The organism is Oceanobacillus damuensis, assembly GCF_001618145.1.
GTDB classification, from domain to species: Bacteria; Bacillota; Bacilli; order Bacillales; family Amphibacillaceae; genus Oceanobacillus; species Oceanobacillus damuensis.
Window position 1 is genome coordinate 12,254 of the sequence record NZ_LQNF01000038.1, and the last position, 21,957, is coordinate 34,210.

Annotated in this window: 19 protein-coding genes; 17 read left to right on the forward strand and 2 right to left on the reverse strand. The window is 38.9% G+C overall.

Going from position 1 to position 21,957, the window contains the following annotated elements:
* The first annotated feature begins 135 nt into the window (after nt 1-135).
* From miaB to glnA, 13 genes are all read left to right on the forward strand, one after another.
* Nucleotides 136-1,692, forward strand: a complete 1,557-nt coding sequence (gene miaB, locus A4245_RS17045) for a tRNA (N6-isopentenyl adenosine(37)-C2)-methylthiotransferase MiaB (RefSeq protein WP_067730158.1) — start codon at nt 136-138, stop codon at nt 1,690-1,692.
* 1 nt (nt 1,693) lies between these two features.
* Nucleotides 1,694-2,122 carry a YlbF/YmcA family competence regulator gene (locus tag A4245_RS17050; RefSeq protein ID WP_067730159.1) on the forward strand — a complete coding sequence of 143 codons (429 nt, stop codon included), beginning with the start codon at nt 1,694-1,696 and terminating at the stop codon, nt 2,120-2,122.
* A gap of 359 nt (nt 2,123-2,481) precedes the next feature.
* Nucleotides 2,482-3,048: an outer spore coat protein CotE gene (locus A4245_RS17055; protein ID WP_067730160.1), complete on the forward strand. Its 567-nt coding sequence runs from the start codon at nt 2,482-2,484 to the stop codon at nt 3,046-3,048.
* Between the two features lie 257 nt (nt 3,049-3,305).
* Nucleotides 3,306-5,882, forward strand: coding sequence for a DNA mismatch repair protein MutS (gene mutS / locus A4245_RS17060; RefSeq protein WP_067730161.1), 2,577 nt, complete (start codon nt 3,306-3,308; stop codon nt 5,880-5,882).
* Between the two features lie 24 nt (nt 5,883-5,906).
* Nucleotides 5,907-7,757, forward strand: a complete 1,851-nt coding sequence (mutL, locus tag A4245_RS17065) for a DNA mismatch repair endonuclease MutL (RefSeq protein ID WP_067730162.1) — start codon at nt 5,907-5,909, stop codon at nt 7,755-7,757.
* A 793-nt stretch (nt 7,758-8,550) separates the two neighbouring features.
* On the forward strand, nt 8,551-9,000 hold the full coding sequence (locus tag A4245_RS17070; protein WP_067730163.1) for a Dps family protein: 450 nt from the start codon (nt 8,551-8,553) through the stop codon (nt 8,998-9,000).
* Nucleotides 9,001-9,023: 23 nt separating this feature from the next.
* Nucleotides 9,024-9,953, forward strand: a complete 930-nt coding sequence (gene miaA, locus A4245_RS17075) for a tRNA (adenosine(37)-N6)-dimethylallyltransferase MiaA (RefSeq protein ID WP_067730164.1) — start codon at nt 9,024-9,026, stop codon at nt 9,951-9,953.
* Nucleotides 9,954-9,995: 42 nt separating this feature from the next.
* The gene (gene hfq, locus A4245_RS17080; RefSeq protein WP_067730166.1) at nt 9,996-10,220 is read left to right on the forward strand and encodes an RNA chaperone Hfq; all 225 of its coding nucleotides are present in this window, start codon (nt 9,996-9,998) and stop codon (nt 10,218-10,220) included.
* Between the two features lie 325 nt (nt 10,221-10,545).
* Entirely contained in the window at nt 10,546-11,475 is a 930-nt protein-coding gene (gene spoVK, locus A4245_RS17085; RefSeq protein WP_407668397.1) for a stage V sporulation protein K, read from the forward strand.
* A gap of 133 nt (nt 11,476-11,608) precedes the next feature.
* Nucleotides 11,609-12,847: a GTPase HflX gene (gene hflX / locus A4245_RS17090; protein ID WP_067730168.1), complete on the forward strand. Its 1,239-nt coding sequence runs from the start codon at nt 11,609-11,611 to the stop codon at nt 12,845-12,847.
* Nucleotides 12,848-12,852: 5 nt separating this feature from the next.
* Nucleotides 12,853-14,100: a methionine gamma-lyase family protein gene (locus A4245_RS17095; protein ID WP_067730169.1), complete on the forward strand. Its 1,248-nt coding sequence runs from the start codon at nt 12,853-12,855 to the stop codon at nt 14,098-14,100.
* A gap of 119 nt (nt 14,101-14,219) precedes the next feature.
* Nucleotides 14,220-14,645 carry a MerR family transcriptional regulator gene (locus A4245_RS17100; protein ID WP_067730170.1) on the forward strand — a complete coding sequence of 142 codons (426 nt, stop codon included), beginning with the start codon at nt 14,220-14,222 and terminating at the stop codon, nt 14,643-14,645.
* Nucleotides 14,646-14,739: 94 nt separating this feature from the next.
* The gene (gene glnA, locus A4245_RS17105) at nt 14,740-16,077 is read left to right on the forward strand and encodes a type I glutamate--ammonia ligase (protein ID WP_067730171.1); all 1,338 of its coding nucleotides are present in this window, start codon (nt 14,740-14,742) and stop codon (nt 16,075-16,077) included.
* Nucleotides 16,078-16,182: 105 nt separating this feature from the next.
* Here glnA and A4245_RS17110 read toward each other — a convergent pair whose 3' ends face one another.
* Nucleotides 16,183-17,322, reverse strand: coding sequence for a tyrosine-type recombinase/integrase (locus A4245_RS17110; protein WP_067730173.1), 1,140 nt, complete (start codon nt 17,320-17,322; stop codon nt 16,183-16,185).
* Nucleotides 17,323-17,468: 146 nt separating this feature from the next.
* On the reverse strand, nt 17,469-18,083 hold the full coding sequence (locus A4245_RS17115) for a LexA family protein (RefSeq protein WP_067730178.1): 615 nt from the start codon (nt 18,081-18,083) through the stop codon (nt 17,469-17,471).
* Nucleotides 18,084-18,228: 145 nt separating this feature from the next.
* Here A4245_RS17115 and A4245_RS17120 point away from each other — a divergent pair, with 145 nt between their 5' ends.
* From A4245_RS17120 to recD2, 4 genes are all read left to right on the forward strand, one after another.
* Entirely contained in the window at nt 18,229-18,498 is a 270-nt protein-coding gene (locus A4245_RS17120) for a helix-turn-helix domain-containing protein (protein ID WP_067730179.1), read from the forward strand.
* 77 nt (nt 18,499-18,575) lie between these two features.
* The gene (locus A4245_RS17125; RefSeq protein WP_067730181.1) at nt 18,576-18,878 is read left to right on the forward strand and encodes a group-specific protein; all 303 of its coding nucleotides are present in this window, start codon (nt 18,576-18,578) and stop codon (nt 18,876-18,878) included.
* 65 nt (nt 18,879-18,943) lie between these two features.
* Nucleotides 18,944-19,858, forward strand: a complete 915-nt coding sequence (locus A4245_RS17130) for a transcription termination/antitermination NusG family protein (protein WP_067730183.1) — start codon at nt 18,944-18,946, stop codon at nt 19,856-19,858.
* Complete coding sequence (recD2, locus tag A4245_RS17135; protein ID WP_067730186.1) at nt 19,855-21,933, forward strand: SF1B family DNA helicase RecD2; 2,079 nt, start codon at nt 19,855-19,857, stop codon at nt 21,931-21,933. Before A4245_RS17130 ends, recD2 begins: the two co-directional genes overlap by 4 nt.
* The last annotated feature ends 24 nt before the right edge of the window (nt 21,934-21,957 follow it).

Here is a 21,957-nt window from a genome sequence, read left to right on the forward strand (position 1 = left end):
AAAATCATCTAAAGAAAAGTGCTCTAGTTTTCCAAGGATGACTTCTAAAGTATTGTTAAATTTGGAAATAAGCTTTATACTGTACTATTGTATACCTATACATATAATTAGCTTTATATAGAAAGGGGATTACTGATGAACGAAGAACAACGCAAACAGCAAGCACAAATAAAGCAACCTGATAATTTTGATCGTATTAAAAATACATCAAGTGACGATATGATTGCGAAATATTTCCAGACAAGCTATGAACCTCAATCACCTGACATAAAAAAAGCAAGGAAGCGCCGCAAGGAGGATGTTCAATTTCATTATGACTTCTCGATTCCTGAGGATGTGGCTACCATTGGCAAGGGGAAGAAATTTCTGATACGTACTTATGGCTGCCAGATGAATGAGCATGATACAGAAGTAATGGCGGGGATTTTGACGGAAATGGGTTATGAATCAACCTCCAGCACAGAAGATGCAGATATCATATTATTGAATACATGTGCCATTCGTGAAAATGCCGAAAATAAAGTGTTTGGAGAGATTGGCCATTTAAAACCATTAAAACTTGAAAAACCCGATTTGATTATTGGTGTGTGTGGATGTATGTCCCAGGAAGAGTCTGTAGTTGACCGGATCCTCAAGAAACATCAGCACATTGACATGATTTTTGGGACGCATAATATTCACCGCTTGCCGCAACTTGTAAAGGAAGCTATGTTCGGAAAAGAAATGATTGTGGAAGTGTGGTCCAAGGAAGGTGATATAATTGAAAACCTTCCAAAAGTACGCAAAGGCAAAATCAAAGCATGGGTAAACATCATGTACGGCTGCGACAAGTTCTGTACGTATTGTATCGTGCCAATGACACGCGGAAAAGAACGAAGCCGACGTCCGGAAGATATCATTCAAGAGGTACGCCATCTCGTTGCCCAAGGATATCAGGAAGTGACATTGCTTGGACAGAATGTAAATGCATACGGGAAAGATTTTGATGATCTTGAGTACGGACTTGGTGATCTAATGGATGATATCCATAAAATAGATATTCCACGCGTGCGATTTACCACTTCACATCCAAGGGATTTCGATGATCGTCTAATTGAAGTACTTGCACAGGGCGGGAATTTACTCGATCATATCCATTTACCTGTACAATCTGGCAGTACCGAAATTCTGAAGAAAATGAATCGTAAGTATACAAGAGAAGAATATTTTGAATTGGTCCATAAAATTCGAAAAGCGATGCCTAATGCGACTTTGACAACTGATATTATTGTAGGTTTTCCGAATGAAACGGAAGAACAGTTTGAGGAAACAATGACACTGATGGAAGAAGTCGGCTTTGAAGCGGCATACACATATATTTATTCGCCAAGGGAAGGTACACCTGCAGCACGTAAAAAAGATGATATCCCAGATGAGGTCAAAAAACAGCGTCTATATCGTTTAAATGAGCTGGTTAACAGGCAATCTGCCGAATCCATGAAAAAATATGATGGCAAAACAGTAAAAGTGCTTGTCGAAGGGGAAAGCAAAAAAGACCCTGATGTACTTGCCGGATATACTGAAAGAAACAAACTTGTCAATTTCAAAGGTCCAAAATCGTCTATTGGCAAAATTGTAGAAGTTAAAATAACAGAAGCCAAAACATGGTCATTGAATGGTGTAATGGTGGAAAATACGGTTGAGGTGAACTAACATGGCTGAATATAGCAGAAAAGAAATTTTGGATGAAGCAAAAAGATTAGCGAGTATGCTTGCCAGTACAGAAGAAATTGATCGTTTCAAACAGGTCGAAGCGAAAATAAACGAAAATAAGAAAGTCCAAAATCTGATTCAAAAGATCAAAACACTCCAGAAACAAGCGGTTAATTTTCAGGCTTATGAGAAAAGAGAAGCCTTGAGTCGCGTGGAGGAGGAGATTGACCGTCTCCAGGCGGAAATCGATGATATACCTATTGTTCAGGAATTCAAAGAAACACAAATCGTTGTTAATGATGTTTTGCAGCTTGTGTCTAAAACAATTGCGCGTGAAGTGACAAACGAGGTTATTGAATCCACTGGCGGTGACGTGTTGGCCGGTGAAACTGGTTCAAAAACAAAAAGTAAATCTGGATGTACACACTGACATATTAACCGGGCAGGAAATCTGCCTGGTTTTTATTTTGTCTCTTATGTCATGTGCTGCTTTGTCAGCTTCAAAGTTTACAGGTAATGTGGCAATGAAACTTATTTTTCGGTGGCACAAGCAACCCAGTGGCAATTTTCTGGAAAAAAGCATCATATATATTAGAAGACTTCTATTTGGCTGTTACCAAGCCCTTCGATGTCAGCCTCAGTTGCGTTTAGGCAGATAGAAAAGTTTTCCATCCTGCCTGCCAAAAAACAGTCATGACACTTATCCCGACTTCTTTTCTTGAAAGCTATGCACTTTAGGTATTTGTCTTGCATAAAATGACTATGAAAAAAGAGGAGGTAAAAGTAATCATGACTTTTCTAGATAAAGAATATAGAGAAATCATAACGAAAGCTGTTTGTGGTAAAGGGCGAAAGTTTTCCAAGGAATCCCATTCCATCTCTCCATCACATAGGCCTTCAAGCATTTTGGGATGCTGGGTGATCAATCATTTATATAATGCTAAGAAAAAATCCGAAGATACGGTCGAGATTAACGGCAGCTATGATATAAACATCTGGTATTCCTACAATGACAACACAAAGACAGAAGTCGCTACAGAGAGAGTGACGTACACGGATATCATTCCACTATCCGTGAAGGATGACAACTCAATCAATGACGAGTATGACGTTATTGCAAAAGTTGTTCAGCAGCCAAACTGCCTGGAATGTAAAATTGCCGGCAATGGAGGAAAAGTCACTGTGGAAATCGAGCGTGAATTTATTGTCCAAATCATTGGTGATACGAAAGTCTTTGTGAAAGTTAACCCGAATTGGGAAAAAGACGAGGATGACGATGAAGAGGCATGGGATTACAAACTGACAGATGATGAAGTCAAAGATGTTAAACCAGATTTCTTCCATAAAAAAGACTAGATAGAAGACGAGAGTTTAGTTGCTCTCGTTTTTCTTTTGCAGGCAGTTAGGGTAAACCAACTTAGGTTGTCACCGAAAAGATAGGTGACAACCAAGTTTTCCAACAGAAATGACACCCGATTTTCTTTATTCCATTCGATTATTTATAAAAAGGAAATTAAAGTGGGAACGATAGCGGGAACCGTCCGTTTCTGCTATCGACCTTATTTTATGCTATAATAATAGAAGAATATTTACGGGTAGTTGGAGGAAAAATGATGGCTAAGCTTACACCAATGATGGAGCAATACATAAAAATAAAGAATGAACATAAAGATGCTTTTTTGTTTTACCGCTTAGGTGATTTTTACGAAATGTTTTATGACGATGCAATTAACGCAGCAAGAGAACTGGAAATCACGCTAACTAAAAGAGGGGGAGGAAAAGGGGACTCCATACCAATGTGTGGCGTCCCATATCATTCAGCAGAAAATTACATCAAAACATTAATTGAAAAAGGCTATAAAGTGGCGATCTGTGAGCAAGTGGAAGACCCTAAAACCGCAAAAGGAGTAGTGAAGCGGGAAGTCGTTCAGTTAATTACACCAGGTACTGTAATGGAAAGCAATATGTTGAAAGAAAGCGAGAATAACTATATTGCCAGTCTTTCCCACTTTAAAGATGGTTCGTATGTAATCGTCTATAATGACTTATCGACCGGAGAAAATCGGATAGCATTGCTCACAAATGGATGGGATGCGGTTATCCATGAGTTATATAACCAACCGATAAAGGAAATTGTCATTTCCTCAAGCCTGCCTGATGAAATGCAGCTGCAATTGCAGGAACGTCTGAACGTTACGCTATCCTATCAGGATGAAGTAACGTTTAATGCTGAATATCGGGGCCTTAGCGAAAATCTTAATGATGAACGCTTAATGAAGGCATTCAGTCGACTATTAAACTATATTCAGGTTACTCAAAAGCGGTCACTTGACCATCTACAGAAGGCAGAAGTCATACAGCTGAATCAATATTTATCCCTGGACATGTATTCGAAGCGGAATTTGGAGCTTACCGAAACAATAATTAAAAAAGGGAAACATGGAAGCCTGCTATGGGTATTAGATAAAACTGCGACGGCAATGGGGTCCCGAACGCTTAAAAAATGGTTGGAAAGACCGTTGCTTAATGAAAAAATGATAGAAGAACGCTTACAAATTGTTGAAGGGTTTTACCAGGGTTTTATGGAAAGAGACACATTGCGTGAAATTTTGAAGTCTGTATATGATATGGAGCGATTGGCCGGGAGGATTGCGTTTGGTAACGTAAATGGGAGAGATTTAATTCAATTGAAACAATCATTACAGAAAGTGCCTGCACTGAAGAATACATTATATCAATTTGGGCTGAAAGAAATCAGTAGATTGGCAGATGAGCTGCTTTCTCCAACGTCTATTGTGGAGCTGCTTGATGAGAGTCTTGTAGAAGACCCTCCAATATCCATCAAAGAAGGGTCGATTATAAAAGATGGCTATAATGAACAGTTGGACAAGTATCGTTTCGCATCAAAGAACGGCAAAAAATGGATAGCTGAACTGGAACAAAAGGAAAAACAAGAAACGAATATCAAGTCCCTGAAAATTGGATATAACCGTGTCTTCGGCTATTATATCGAGGTGACAAAAGCTAACCTTCATCTTCTGCCTGAAGGAAGATACGAACGTAAACAAACACTGACAAATGCGGAACGTTATATTACACCTGAATTAAAAGAAAAGGAAGAGCTCATTCTGGAGGCGGAAGAGAAAAGTGTGGATCTGGAATATCGACTATTTATCGAAGTGAGAGAGAAAGTGAAGGAACACATTCCGGAACTTCAGCAACTTGCAGACGTCATAAGCAAGATCGATGTGCTGCAAGGCTTCGCTACAGTCAGTGAAGCGAATAATTATAAACGACCTCGATTTGTAAAAAGCAAATTGGATATAAAAAATGGACGGCACCCTGTTATCGAACAAGTAATGAAAGACGGCGAGTTTGTTCCAAATTGTATATCGCTTGACGAAAACAAAAATATTTTACTGATTACAGGTCCGAATATGTCCGGAAAGAGCACGTATATGAGACAGCTTGCGTTAACGGCTATCATGGGACAGATTGGCTGCTTTGTACCATGTGATGAAGCAGAACTGATTGTATTCGATCAAATCTTCACTCGTATCGGTGCTGCGGATGACCTTGTTTCCGGCCAAAGTACTTTTATGGTGGAAATGCTTGAAGCAAACCATGCGATTGCAAATGCAACGGAGAGAAGCCTCATTTTACTTGACGAGATAGGACGCGGCACAAGCACCTATGATGGAATGGCGCTTGCTCAGGCGATTGTCGAGTATATTCATAATAATATTCATGCCAAAACCTTATTCTCCACGCATTATCATGAACTGACTGCATTGGAGGAGTCGTTATCCAATCTGAAAAATATCCATGTCAGGGCAGAAGAGCATGAAGGAAATGTAGTGTTTTTGCATCAGATTAAAGAAGGTGCTGCAGATCAAAGCTATGGAATTCATGTGGCAAAGCTTGCCGAACTTCCGGAGGCCTTGATTGAAAGAGCGTCAGCAATTCTGCAGCAGCTGGAAACGGAAGATAAACCTGCTCCAGCCACAGAGAGAATGGAGTCGGGTCAGCTGTCTTTCTTCGTGGATGAAAAGAAAACGGTAAAGACTGAAAAGCTGCCAGACAATAACGAAAAAGTAATTAACGATCTAAAGGAATTGAATTTATTTGAATTGACACCAATGGAAGCGATGAATGAACTATATCGACTGCAGAAAAGCGTCAGGCACTAGTTTCAGAAGGAAGGGATTGTTTGCATGAGTATCATTCAGATGTCAGATGCACTGGCAAATAAAATAGCTGCAGGAGAAGTTGTTGAACGTCCCGCATCTGTTGTAAAAGAGCTTGTCGAAAACAGTATTGATGCAAACAGTACTTGGATAAAGATTGATATCACCGAAGCAGGCTTGCAGGAGATCAGGATCACGGACAATGGGGATGGAATGTCAGAAAAGGATACCGATAAAGCATTTCTGAGGCATGCAACGAGCAAGATTAAAAGTGAGACAGATTTATTTCATGTCAAAACACTTGGGTTTCGTGGAGAAGCACTAGCAAGTATTGCATCAGTAAGCAGGCTGACAATCAAGACCTCACAAGGGGATGATGCAGGTACGTTTTTGTCATTGGAAGGCGGCAAGCCACTTGTGAAGAAAAAAAGCGATGCACGAAAAGGAACAGAGATCACAATAAAGGACCTTTTCTTCAATACACCGGCAAGACTTAAATATATGAAAAGCCTGCATACGGAATTAGGACATGTTACAGATCTATTAAACAGGATGGCTCTTTCCCATCCTGAGATACGATTTGAAGCGACACATAATGGGAAAGGTTTATTTAAAACTTCAGGTACCGGAGACTTGCTGCAGGTCATTGCACAAATATACGGGATGAATGTTGCCAAGAAGATGCTTCCGATAAAGCATAGTACGTTGGATTTTTCAATTGAAGGCTATATAGCCAAACCAGAAATCACAAGAGCTTCAAGAGCGTATGTATCAACAATCATTAATGGTCGCTATATTAGAAATCCTGCTTTGACCCAAGCCATCCTTCGTGGATATCATACACTGCTGCCGATTGGACGATCACCTATCGTGATTTTGGCTATTGATATGGACCCGATACTCGTAGATGTCAATGTCCACCCCGCTAAGCTTGAGGTTCGCTTCAGTAAGGACAGAGAACTGTATTCTGCCATCGAACAAACCATCAAAACCAAGTTTCGTGAAATCACCTTAATCCCGGAGATGGAACAGAAGCCGAAAGTAAAAGATAAATCCATTCAGCATACATTGGACTTTGATAAGGTATTTAAAGAGGACAATGCAAGGAATAATGAAGTGGCTGGAAGTCAACAGGTAATCCATGATGCGACACCATCATTTTCAGAACGGAAAAGCAATGTTCAGCCACTGGATGAGCAGGAAAATACAAAAGAAATATTCAGTCAGCCGATCAATGAAATGAATGAAATCAAGGAAATGGAAGCTGAGCCCATTAAAGAAGAGGCGGAAAATCCACGTGTCCCTCCAATGTATCCGATTGGGCAATTACAGGGTACATATATTTTGGCTCAAAATGAAAATGGCCTGTATATGATTGACCAGCATGCAGCACAGGAACGGATCAAATACGAATTTTTCAAGGAAAAGCTTGGAAAGCCTGTCAATGAATCACAAGAGCTTCTGTTGCCAATGACGTTTGAGTTCTCCAAGCAGGAAGCTATATTTATTGAACAATATAAAGAAGAACTTGAAAAAGTAGGTTTATTTTTTGAACAATTCGGCAATCAGACTTATGTTATCCGTTCCCATCCAAACTGGTTCCCAGCAGGTTTTGAAGAAGAAGTGATCCGGGAAATGATTGAGCAGATCATGAATGAAGAAAAAGTTAATGTGCAATCGATCAGGGAAGAAGCTGCTATTCTGATGTCCTGTAAACGGTCGATTAAAGCGAATCATTATTTGAATGAGGATGATATGTTACGCTTGCTTGAGGATTTGCGAAAAACAACTGATCCATTTACATGTCCGCATGGCAGGCCGATAATCGTTCATTTCTCCACGTATGAACTGGAAAAAATGTTCAAACGGATTATGTAAGGAACTCAACTTTCGCACCAAGAAAATTAGCTTTAACAGTTAACTGGGTTAAACTTGGAATGTCTCTAATAATCCCCTTGTGAACCTGATGGAAATAAGGCTATTTAAAAGATGGTTTGCTTTTTAATTATTGCATAGTAGATATAAAATGCGAAGTAACTGGAGATATATCACCGAAATTGTCCTATTGTCGCCGTCCGGGATCGCTCTGGGCGGATGCGCCTCCGAAATTGATTTGTATTTCCGAGGAGTCACCGCCCGCCGCTCACCCGGACTGGTGTAGCTGTGTATTGCTAGTTTAGCTATCGCACAGGTTATAAGTGGCAGCATGCGCTAATCAGCTCGGGGAAATACACGGAGACTCCTACGGGAAGAGAGGCAACGGTGAGACAGCGCAGCGCTTTAGCGCAAGTTGGCTCACCAGCCGCCCGTGGAAAGCGCAGTGTATTTCCCCGAGCGGTCGCCGAAGATACCTATCGCGCGTTACAGCTTATTCAAAACCAATTGTAATTAAGTTACTTCGCATTTTACATAAACTGCGAATAAAAAGATCTGAAACTAAAAGAACGACGATGGGGTACAGGTGTATCCAGGCTACTCAGTGCAAATAGTTAATCCAAAGTCAACTTCAGCAGTGCAACTCACGCCATCCTAATTCTGCCAAGGCTTATTTATCTATTTCCTTCTGCGAAAGTTGAATAAGGAAGATGTATAAAATTTCCATCTACCGACGAAGATAATGCTAAAAGCAGAAGTGAAAAAATGATGCTGCATTAAATTCGAGGTGTGGAAGTTGGATAATCAGAAACTGATCAATTTTTTAAATCAAATGCTCTCCAATTACGTTGTTCTGTATGTTAAGTTACATCGTTATCACTGGTTTGTGCAAGGCAGGCATTTCTTTACCCTCCACGAAAAGTTTGAGGAAATGTATAATCGTATTGCTGCCGACCTTGATGCTATTGCTGAAAGAATATTAATGATAAATGGTAAACCACTGGCAACGATGAGTAAATATTTAAAGGAATCAACATTGGAAGAAGCAAATGCCGACGATAAGGAAATGGAGATAATTGCACAGCTGTTGCAGGATCTTACACAGGTAGTCGAGGAAATCAGTAAATTGGGTCTGCCACTTGCAGATGAAGTGAGCGATGAACCAACTGCAGATATGCTTATAGGTCTCCAGGGACAACTCGAAAAAGAAATCTGGATGCTGACAGCGTATTCAGCATATGAATAAAAAGAAATTTTAGGGGAATACTAATGAAAAAAAATGTAGTTACCATTGTGGGTCCAACAGCTGTTGGAAAAACAAAATTGAGTATTGAGCTCGCAATGCGATTTAATGGGGAAATCATAAACGGAGATTCGATGCAAGTGTATAAAGGATTTGACATCGGTACTGCAAAAGTGAGACCTGCCGAAATGCAGGAAATTCCCCATCATCTAATCGATATAAAGGAACCTGAACAGGAATTTTCTGCTGCTGATTTTAAAGCGTATGTGCAAAAATACATAAATGAAATTTCCGCACGGGGTAAGCTACCGATTATAGTTGGAGGAAGTGGCCTGTATATCCAGTCTGCGCTCTATGATTATCATTTTTCTAACATAAAAAGGGACCACGACCTGACGATGAAGATGGAAGAAATCGTCGCGTCTCAAGGAATTATGCCGTTGTATAACCAACTGGTGCAAATCGACCCTGAGCAGGCGGAAAAAATCCATCCGAATAATCATAGGCGGGTCATCCGAGCCCTTGAAATCTATGAATCAACCGGAAAAACAATGACGGAGTACCAGAAGACCCAATCAATGGAGTCACCCTACAATCCAATATTATTGGGGTTGGAGATGGAAAGGGCGCTTCTCTATAAGCGTATTAACGAACGAGTCGACCAAATGATGGCAGCTGGCCTGCTTGAAGAGGTTAGAGAGCTATACGGAAAGGGGCTTCAAGATTGCCAGCCGATGAAAGCAATTGGATATAAGGAGTTTATTCCATATTTTAAAAAAGAACAAACCCTTGAGGAGACAATCGATTTATTAAAACGGAATTCAAGAAGATATGCCAAAAGACAGTTTACCTGGTTTAAAAATAAAATGGATGTAACATGGTATTCTTTGACACCAGATACAGCAGATGAAAAATTTGGAGTTATTTTTGAAGATTTAGCAGGAATTTTGAAATAATGGTAGAATTAGTAATACAGATAGAAAAGAGGAGGAACTTCCATGGCTCAAACGGTAAATATCCAGGATCAGTATTTAAATCAATTAAGAAAAAATCATATTTCAGTTACTGTCTTTTTAACGAATGGATTTCAATTGAGAGGTATTGTTAAAGCGTTTGACAATTTTACAATCCTCCTGGAGACGGATGGGAAACAGCAACTCATTTTTAAACATGCTATCTCAACGTTTGCTCCGGTTAAAAATGTTACTCTTGAAAAAGAATAATTAGATAAAACGGACGCCGATTTGCGTCCGTTTTAATATTTACAAAAAGAAGTATCCTGGTAACGGATTGCTGCGTTTTACGTTTACATAAAGTGAATACCCTGCAGACGGGCATGACTGCAAGCCTACCTGAATCCTCTGGAGCAGAACCGAACATTTAGGGGAGTTTGTCCATCACTTAAGTATCCCTAAATTGATTCTTTGGTCTGTCCGTACGCCTTAACTAAACATACGGTCAAAGAAGGAGTAAGGTGTTTTGGATATGGGCATTTGTCACACCTCCAGATTCTTTTGCGTATACTGTGGAAGAGTAAGGGGTGATCCAATAATGGCGCAGCTGCAAGGATATAAAAACGGTAAAATTAATATTATTTTACAGGAACGGGACTATGTTGATTCTCAACAAAAATGCAAAAAGCAATCGATTGAAAATAATCCGTTTAAACTGATTGATCATGAATTTTCTTCATTTGTGGGATTGGATAATTTAAAAAGCTCCATAAAAGAGATATACGCTACCATCTTAATCAATGAGAAGCGGAAAGAAATCGGTTTAAAAGATTCCAAACAGGTACTTCATATGCTTTTTAAAGGGAATCCTGGTACAGGGAAAACCACTGTTGCCAGAAAGCTTGCCAAAATCTACTTTGAAATGAAAATCCTTTCCAAAGGTCATTTTATCGAAGCAGAACGGGCTGATTTGGTCGGGGAATATATTGGGCAAACCGCTCAAAAGACCCGGGCCATTATTCAAAAGGCAATGGGGGGAATTCTTTTTATCGATGAAGCCTATTCGTTGGCAAGGGGAGGCGAAAAGGACTTTGGTAAAGAAGCAATCGATACACTTGTCAAACATATGGAGGATAGTCATGAAGATTTTGTCCTGATACTTGCCGGGTATCCGTATGAGATGGACCGATTTTTAACATTCAACCCTGGACTGGAGTCCCGATTTCCCTTCATCCTGGAATTTGATGATTATGAAGTCAGCCAATTGCTGGAAATTGCCAATACAATGGCTGCTGAGAGAGAATATAATTTATCGAAGGAAGCGGAATGGGAACTGAGAAACCATCTATACAAAAAGCTGAGTGATAAATCCAGAAATTTCTCCAATGCAAGGTATGTCAGGAATGTCATTGAGCGTGCAATCCGCATGCATGCCGTAAGACTGTTAAACCAAAATAGCTATACTTCCAAAGACCTTGTACTACTGACAGGAAATGATTTGCAGTTGGATCGCAGCTACAGTTAAAGTCAGTGTTATTTATTTCAAAAGATTTTTTTGATATGATTGATACAGACCAAGCAGTGGCATGTCAGCTAATAGTGGATCTGAAGTCATTCGTTCCATTATCACAGAAAGTAATGAAGAAAGAGGTCTGTCTATGTTCGAAGAAAGAATACTTATTATAGCAGTAAAAAGCAACAAACAAACGGAAGACCGATTTCAATCTTCCCTGGAAGAATTAATTTCATTAGGAAAAACAGCGGGAGGAACGGTTGAAAAGGTCGTAACTCAAAAAAGAAACCGTATCCATCCTGCTACATATATTGGGGAAGGGAAAATTGCCGAAATAAAAGAAGTTATTGATACAGAGGAAATTGACCTTGTCATTTCCAATGATGAGCTCTCTGCCGGTCAAATGAGAAATCTTACCGATTATCTAGGCGTACGAATCATTGATAGAAGCCAACTGATATTAGACATTTTTGCCATGCGTGCAAGAACAAAAGAAGGCAAGCTTCAGGTGGAGCTTGCCCAATTGGAATACATGCTGCCGCGTCTGCATGGGCAGGGTGTTGCGATGTCGAGACTAGGAGGCGGCATTGGGACAAGGGGACCTGGTGAAACGAAGCTGGAGTCCGACAGACGTCATATCAGCAGAAGAATTTATGATATTAAACGGCGGCTGAAATTGGTTGTGAACCAAAGGGACCAATATCGCAAACGGCGGAAACATAATGATGTGTTCCAAATAGCTATTGTTGGATATACGAATGCCGGGAAGTCAACACTATTTAACCGGCTCACAAAAAGTGATTCGCTGGAGGAGAACCTACTATTCGCAACATTGGATCCTCTAACACGTAAAATCAGTCTGCCTTCCGGTTTTGAACTACTCATAACGGATACGGTTGGTTTCCTTCAGGAACTGCCGACTTCGCTCATTGCATCTTTCCGCTCTACACTGGAGGAAGTGACAGAGTCAGATTTTTTGTTGCATGTTGTGGACGGATCGGATCCTGATCAGGCACAGCAGCAGGATACGGTCAACAGGCTGCTCGAAGACCTGGGGGCACAAAACCTGCCTATGCTTACGTTATACAATAAGAAAGATCTAGGAACGGATGATTTTTTTCCTATGAATCATCCATATATGCGTATAAGTGCATACGATGAGGATGATATCAATAAGGTACTGAAAAAGATTGAGAAAATGCTGCAGGAGGAATGGGAGGATTATAAGGTGGTCCTGAATCCTGAAAATGGCAGATTAATCAATAATTTGACAACAGAAACGATTATCAAAGACAAAGCTTTTGATGAAGAAAAAAATAGTTATGTTATTCGTGGTTTTATCAGACAAGACCATTCATTGACTAGTTTATTGAAGGAGCAATAATCAACATGATTGAAACATTAATGAGCCAGGCAGAATCAGATTGTATACAGCAGCACCGAAACATTGATTCCATTACAGAAACAAACCAGAAGCGAGTACTTGATGCATTCATTAAAAACAGAATCAGTGACAGCCATTTTAATTCCACAAGTGGTTATGGGTATGATGATTTAGGCAGAGAAGGACTGGAAGCAGTATATGCAGATGTATTCGGAGGAGAGGACGCCCTTGTCAGACCGCAGATTGTTTCGGGAACCCATGCAATCACGACTGTGTTATTCGGTCTCTTGCGTCCGGATGATGAATTAATATATATTACCGGCAAACCATACGATACACTGGAAGAAGTAATTGGGAAGCGTGGAACCAATAATACAGGTTCTTTGCGGGATTTTAAAATTAAATACAACGAAGTTTCACTGAGAGAAGAGGGGTATGTTGATTATTCGGGAATTAAGGATGCAATTAATGAGGGAACAAAAGTAATAGGAATTCAGCGTTCGAAAGGCTATGACGACAGACCGTCGTTCACTGTCGATGAGATAGGGGAAATGGTCCGTTTCATTAAGGAAATAAAGGAAGACATTATCATATTTGTCGACAATTGCTATGGTGAGTTTGTGGAAGTGAAAGAACCACTTCATGTGGGTGCTGACATAATCGCGGGTTCTTTAATAAAAAATCCAGGTGGGGGAATTGTAAGAGCAGGTGGTTATATTGTTGGACGCCAGGACCTGGTTAACCAGTGTGCAAACAGATTAACCGCCCCCGGCCTTGGTAAAGAAACAGGTGCAACATTGAATATGCTGCAGGAGATGTATCAAGGATTCTTCCTTGCCCCACATGTTGTTGGTGAAGCACTTAAAGGGGCTGTATTGACAGCAAGGTTTCTGGACCTGGCAGGCTTTCGCACTTCCCCTGGCTACAGGGAGGCACGCACAGATTTAATTCAATCGGTAACATTTCCAGATGCAGACCAGATGGTGGCCTTTTGCCAGGCAATCCAGCAGAATTCTCCTGTTAATTCCTATGTAACTCCGTACCCAAGTGAAATGCCCGGCTATGAAGATAAAGTGATCATGGCTGCCGGGACATTCATTCAAGGTTCGAGTATAGAATTGTCTGCAGATGGGCCAATCAGAGCTCCGTATACTGCTTTTGTCCAAGGTGGGCTCACTTATGCGCATATAAAGATAGCTTTACGCGAATCGGTAAAAATTTTAAGCGAAAAAGGTTTCCTTTCCAATGAATAGGGTATATGAAAAAAATCAGAAAATCTAATAACTTAATGTCAGGATTGCTTACATGCATTTGACACATAACCTTACATATTCTATAATTACGTTATAAAGAATTAGGGGAGGGTTATCTGGTGAATGATAATGATCGTCGTTCGATGCCCTTGTTCTCAATAGGTACAGTTATGAAGCTGACTGAGCTGACAGCGCGACAAATCAGATATTATGAAGAAAATGAACTGATCACACCGGAACGGACTTCCGGAAATCAGCGATTGTTTTCCTTTAATGATGTAGACAAGCTGTTGGAGATTAAGGATCTGCTGGATAAAGGTCTGAACATGGCAGGAATCAAGTTACTGCTTGCTGAAGAAGTAAAAGAAGAAGAAGAAGAAAAAGAAGAAGAAGAAGAAAAAGAAGAAATTAGCAAGGACCATACTTCCGGTTTATCGGATAAAGAACTTAGGTCAGTTCTGCGAAATGAACTAAAGGAAGCCGGCAGATTAGGAAGAACAAGTTTAAGGCAAGGCGAACTATCGAGATTTTTTGTAAACAATTGATAAAGTATTAGAAAAATAAAGCTTCATACTTACTTGGGTGAAAGCGGAAATTTTTCTGATTATATACTTATAAAAAATTCTAGGAGGAAACTGAATGGGAAAGAAATTTACGAGAGAAGAAATCATTCAACAAATTAAAGAGGAAAATGTAAGGTTTATTCGTTTGCAATTTACGGATATGCTTGGAAACATCAAAAATGTGGAAATTCCATTGAGTCAATTGGATAAAGCATTGGACAATAAGATGATGTTTGACGGATCTTCCATTGAAGGATTCGTTCGCATCGAAGAATCTGATATGCAATTATACCCTGACCTTGATACGTTTGTTGTATTTCCATGGACTTCGGAAAAAGGTAAAGTAGCACGATTCATTTGTGATATTTACAATCCGGATGGTACGCCATTTGAAGGTTGTCCAAGATATAACCTGAAGCGCAATTTGAAAAAAATGAAGGAGCTAGGATTTGATGCCTTCAATATTGGTACAGAACCGGAATTCTTCTTATTCAAATTGGATGAAAAAGGTGACCCAACACTAGAACTTAATGACCATGGCGGATATTTTGATCTTGCTCCAACAGATCTAGGGGAGAACTGCCGTAGAGATATCGTTCTTGAGCTGGAAGAAATGGGCTTTGAAATTGAAGCATCTCATCATGAAGTTGCTCCCGGACAACATGAAATCGATTTTAAATATTCCGATGCTGTTAAGCATGCAGATGATATTCAGACATTTAAATTAGTTGTAAAAACGATTGCGAGAAAACATAATCTGCACGCTACATTTATGCCGAAGCCGTTATTCGGTGTCAATGGCTCTGGAATGCATGTAAACATGTCTTTATTCAAAGGTGGAGAGAATGCATTTTTCTCTGAAAATGGAGATATGCAGCTGAGTCAGACAGCATATAACTTCCTGGCAGGTGTCTTAGATCATGCAACCAACTTTACTGCAGTAACAAACCCGACAGTAAATTCTTACAAACGTCTTGTGCCTGGCTATGAAGCACCTTGTTATGTCGCCTGGTCTGGTTCCAACCGAAGCCCTTTGGTTCGTGTACCTAGTTCAAGAGGGTTAAGTACCCGTATTGAAGTCCGCAGTGTTGACCCTGCTGCAAACCCGTACATGGCCTTAGCTCTCTTGTTGGCTGCAGGACTTGATGGTGTAGAAAATAAAATGGAAGCACCAGAAGCGATTGATCGTAACATTTATGTGATGAACAAAGCTGAACGTGAAGCTAATGGAATTAAAGATCTTCCGGCTACACTCATGGACGCTTTGGAAGAACTGCAGAAAGATGAAGTTCTTATAAGTGCCCTTGGTGAGCATTTGTATGAACACTTTATCGAAGCTAAAGAGATTGAGTGGGATATGTTTAGGACGACTGTACATCCTTGGGAACGTGAGCAGTATTTGACTAACTACTAGGCTTGGTCTAATGGGGTTTCTCTCGTGGGTGCACTGCTGATTTTGAGGATATTAATGGGACGCACCCACCAAACACCCACAAAAAATTTAAAAAAATAAATTACCTTATTTTAAAATATCGTTCAGGTATGATTCAAACTGAGCGGTATTTTTTTGATTTATTTTATTTGAAACATGTGAGTAAATGTCGGCAGTAATTTGATAGCTCCCGTGGCCTAAACGTTTTTGTATATACTTCATATCGGCTCCTGCCTCTAGCAACAACACAGCATGTGTATGACGTAGTGAATGAATAGGTAACGGTTTAATGCCGGATCGTTTTAATATACGGCTAAAAGCATTGAATAGACTAGATTTAGGCATGAAATTTCCGTCTTTTCTACATAACACAAGGTTTAATTCATGATGATATAAATCATTGATCATTGTTTTATTTTGATTCTGCCATCTCGCATGAAAACGTAAATCATCCGAAAGAGACTTGCTGATTGAGATTACTCGTTTGGAATTATAGTTCTTGGTTTCGCCAAATAATTCAGATTCATTACTTGCTTGAAAATCCAAGCTCTTGTTAATGGTGATTGTCAAGTCTTTAAAATTAATATCGCTCCATTGTAAAGCACCAGCTTCTCCTTTTCGCATACCGGTTTCTATTAATAATTTAAAAAATATCCAGTAAATATAACCATATTCATAGGCATTTGTTAGAAAAAGGTTTATTTTCGATGAATCAATGAATTTCACATCCTCTTTAATCTCCTTCGCTTTAAAAACAGCATTACTGCAAGGATTAGTTTGTACCTTCTTATTTATAACAGCCCGGTTCATCGCTCCAGTTAAAGCATTATGGATCTTTTTGATAGTGTTATAAGCTAAGTCTTTCTCATCTAGATGGTTCAAGAACTTTTGGTATAGTTCTGGTGTAAGTTCTTTTAGTACTAACTCCCTAAAATATGGCTTGATGTGATTCTCGATACTATTTTGCAAGGTTAGATAAGTATTTTTTCTCACGGTGTCTTTTTTATATTCTTCCATCCAGAAGTCCAAAAAATGATAAAGGGATGTTTCCGACATGTCGAATCCCTCCAGTAAATCTTTTTCCACCTTTTGTGCTTCAAATCTAGCTTCTGGCTTTGTTCTAAAGCCACGTTTAGATTTTTCTTTATACTTTTTAGTAATGGGATCTTTTATTTTAACACGATACTCCCATTTTTTATCTTTGTGTTGACGGAAAGATATTCCCACTTATAATTCCTCCTTCTAATGGTTAATAAAGTTTTATGGATAAATATGTGTGCACGAGTTATAGCCTATAATTTGTACAATTCAAACATATTTTAACAACCTATAACACTTCTTAATTTTAAAATCAGATTCTAAAAGGAATATGTTTAAAGATCCAAAGTATAGCGAATGGCCTTTCCGATTATTTTACAGGGACTATTTTTATCAGATACAATAGGATCGAAGTTGGAGTTATCTGGTACCAAAATCATGTAATCGTCATACTTACGGATTCTTTTTAGGGTTGCTTCGCTTTCTCCGTTTACTAGTATTGCCGCAATTTCTCCGCTATCCACATCCGGTTGTTCTCTGATAAGGACAAAAGCATTTTCTGGTATTGTCGGACTCATACTTTTTCCTTTTGCTTGTAGATAATAGAAATTTCCGGATGTTAGGCTGTTTTTTGGCTCCGTACGGTATCCTTCAAAGTTTTCTTCTACATAGATAGGTTCGCCACAAGCAATTTGGCCAAGTACAGGAACGTCCACATAATTAGACTCGATAGTATAGAGATTGTCTATTCCCAGCAAATGTTCTACCGACGTATCAAGGGCTTTAGCATACTCTTCAATATTATTTATTGGAAATTCCCTTTTTCCACTCTCATATCTGGAAAGAGTAGATTTAGATACTCCGACTTTTTTTGCTAATTCATCTAAACTAAGCTTTTTATTTTTTCTCATATTCTGTATAAGTTGAATAACCTCTTTGGAACTTCTCAATTAAAACTCCTCCATTCTCTGCCTACATTATATTGCAGTTTTTTGTTCCCGTAAAGAAATTATTTTGTATATTTTAACATTTTATGTTGACATACAGGAACAATTGTTTTAATATTGACACAAATAAGAGGGAGGTGATTAAATTTTGGGTTTTAATTTACGTCGTCTGAAGTACGAAAGGATGTCTAGAAATATTTCGCAAGAAGAAATGGCAAAGTGCTTAGGGATGAATCATACATCCTATTGGAAGCGGGAAAACGGCAGAGTACCGATTAGCGTAAATGAATTTATTAAAATTTTGAAGGTGCTAGACATCCCAGAGTATGAAATTCAAATTTTTTTACACAAAGAGTTGCCAAACGGGAACAAAACATGTGTCGGAAAGAAACTAAATGGTTTTAAGGCTGGTTTTTGACAAAGCTAACATCAAAATATGTCCTTTCTTATTGTTAAATTTCATGACCAAATTTAATGAAATGGTAGGTGATTTTAATGATTGAAGTGCAAGTTGATAAACAAGCCATCGAGGAGAGATATAAAGAAGCAATTGAAAAACGCCTCAATGAACTAGATAAAGAGTTGGTTTATTGGGATTCTAAAGAATTAAAGCGTAGAACTTGCATGAGTTGGAATACAATGCAAGACACTTTTTTCCATGATGAAGGATTTCCAAAGGTGAAGATTGGAGGTAAGTGGTATTTTCCAGCAGAAGAGGCTAAACGATTTCTCAATAATTGGCTTAGTGAGAAACGGCATCACGGTAAAAGGTTTATGGATAAGAAAAATATTGTCTGAATAACGCATTTCCTTGTTCCAGGTTATAACAGGTTAATCAAATCGTTTGGAAAGAGGTGGTAAGAGTGTCATTCTTTGCAGTGCAAGTACGTACAGGTTCAGAAATAGCAGTTAAAACGATGCTAAATGATCGTTTAATACAATCTGGCATGGATGCCGTTACATCGATTTTTGCTTTAGAAACTTATACGCAAATCGCTAACAGCAAGAACGACCAACTGGATGTTAGCCGCTTAACCGGCTCGGATATCTCCAACCATTTATATATACAACGATTACAGACGAATCTGAGCAATCTGCGTATAGCCTATCAACAGATGCAATGCCATGAAGACGTAAATACGTTGGATTTAATGGAGGAGTATCGCAAACAAATAAAAAATATTACCACAAAGCTAAAACAAATCCGAGATAACTCCAAGAAAATCGAGAGTGTTTTAAAAGGGTATATTCTGATCGAATTGCATAATAATTTTAGTCACATACCTGCACATTTGTGGCATCTCGTTAAATCTATTCCAAAAGTAATTGGATTTCCAAGCAAAATGAATATTCCTCAGCATGAAATAGAAGCCTTTTTCGAAGAGGTTGACATGTCACACGAAGTGGAGCTCCAATTTAATGAAATTCTTTCGTATGAAGATCAAGTAAAAGCACAAAATGAATTGCTGCATGAAGCAAATCAAGTTAAAAACCCTCAGTTAAATAAAACATTGCTTGAATCAATGGACGAGATAGATACTGACGTTGTCGCAGAAATAGATACTTTGAAAAAACAAAATCCAGATACGATGCTCGAACGCATAAAAGCATTTATTAAAAATAAGCGGGAGACCGTCTCCATGCCATTCATCCTTTTTTACCAAATATTCGATGAAGAAAGAAGTAATCGCATCCTTCCAGACAAACTGAATTCTTTTCCGGCGTTTCTCCAACGTTTAAGGAAATGGTTACAGGCAAATGATGTGATGCTTGAATGACTGAATTAAGTGGTAATATTGCCGACATATTATACCGAAATGATGATTTTCTAATTGCTATCATGATAGTAGATGGGAAACAAGTTAGAATAAAAGGTAATATGTTTGGCGTGAATAAGGGTGAAAATTTAAGTATAAACGGTGTATGGGAAACACATCACAAGTATGGGAGACAATTTGTTGTAGATACATGGTCTCGATCAATACCCAAAACCGAGGAACAGATTCTGTCCTTCCTTACTTCATCGATGGTAAAAGGTTGTGGTGAGAAACAAGCAAGGAAACTAGTTGATTACTTTGGCAAGGATACATTGGAAATAATCGCCAGAGAAAAAGAACCTTGCTTATTAGGGATAAAGGGAATAGGAAAAAGTCGATCAAAAAAGATTGTAGACAGTATTTTATCCACATTTGAAATACAAAAGGTAATCTCTGAACTTTTAGATTATGGGGTAACAGCTGCGATGGCTTTACGTGCATATAAGGAGTATGGATCTAACACAGTTTCTATGCTTAAGAGGAATCCATATCTATTAATAGACCTGGATTTAATAGGTTTTCTGAAAGCAGACGAAATAGCCAAACGGATAGGAATAATATCGAATTCAGGCTATCGAGTTGAAGCGTGTTTGAAATTTATATTGAAACGGCTTTGCTATCAATCGGGCCACACTTATATTGCTGAAAAAATTTTGCTGTTTGAGGCTGAAAAGGCTTTGAATCATAATTCGAAAGGTACAGAGAAAGTTACTTTGGAAGAATTGAAAAGTAGCATTTACAATTTAGAAGATAAGTACATCATCATTGAAGATGGTTGTGTATATCCCAAATCTTTTTATTATCACGAAGAGTACGTAGCTCGGAAACTTTCAAGAATGAAAGGTTCGCGGGATGGCGGAGCCATGTCTTTTTCAGAAAAACACCTGGACAAATATCAAAAGAAGCAAGGAATTATTCTTGCGGAAAAACAGCGGGAAGCCATTCGTAAGTTGTTTAAACAGCAATTATTGATATTAACGGGTGGACCGGGCACAGGTAAAACAACAGTCATTCGAGCCATGATTGATATTTATAGGGACATTTATCCGGAAGATTCTATAAGTCTAGTAGCTCCTACAGGAAGGGCAAGCCGAAAACTGTCGGAGATTACCAGGTGTGATGCATCAACGATTCATAGGCTTATTGGTTATCGGCCAGGGGAAATTCCTGAATATCATGTGGATCATAAATTACCTTGTAAACTGTTGATAATAGACGAAATGTCCATGGTGGATATTAGTCTGGCAAATCTCTTGTTACAAGCTGTTCATTCAGATACAAAAATATTATTTGTCGGGGACGTTGATCAGCTTCCGTCGATCAGTCCGGGAAATGTTTTAGGTGATATGGTGCAAGCTGGCTTACCAATGGTGTGTTTGACAGAAGTATTCAGACAGGCACAGGAAAGCCAAATTATTAATAATGCACATCGCATCAACAAAGGGAAGTCCATGTTTATCGATAAGGATAAAGAAGACTTCTTTTTTATTATGCAGGAAAATGCTGAATTAGTCAGACAAACTATTGTGGAGAGTGCTTTCAGATTTACGGAACTGGGATTTTCTCTCTCAGATATTCTTGTGTTAAGTCCAATGAAAAAGGGCAGCGTTGGCACGATAGAATTGAATCATCATCTTCGGGAAGCATTGAATCCATCTGAGAATAACAAAAAAGAATGGAAAGTTGGCAAGCGATTTTTTCGAATTGGCGATAAAGTGATTCAATTGAAAAACAATTACGAGAAACAAGTATTTAATGGGGATACGGGTATTATCCAAGGATTTACGGAAGAAAAAGATAAAAGTGGTAAGTTCGTGGGTATAATGACGGTTGATTTCCATGGAAAGGATGTCCGATATACGAAACAGGAGGTAAAAGAGCTGGACCTCGGTTATTGTATTACGATCCATAAATCTCAGGGAGGGGAGGCACCGATTGTAATCATGCCGGCCATTACAAGTCACTATATGATGTTGGCCAGAAACTTGATTTATACCGGCATGACTTATGATAAGTCATCTTATTGTATAGATTAATAGATTACTAACAGTATATATTTT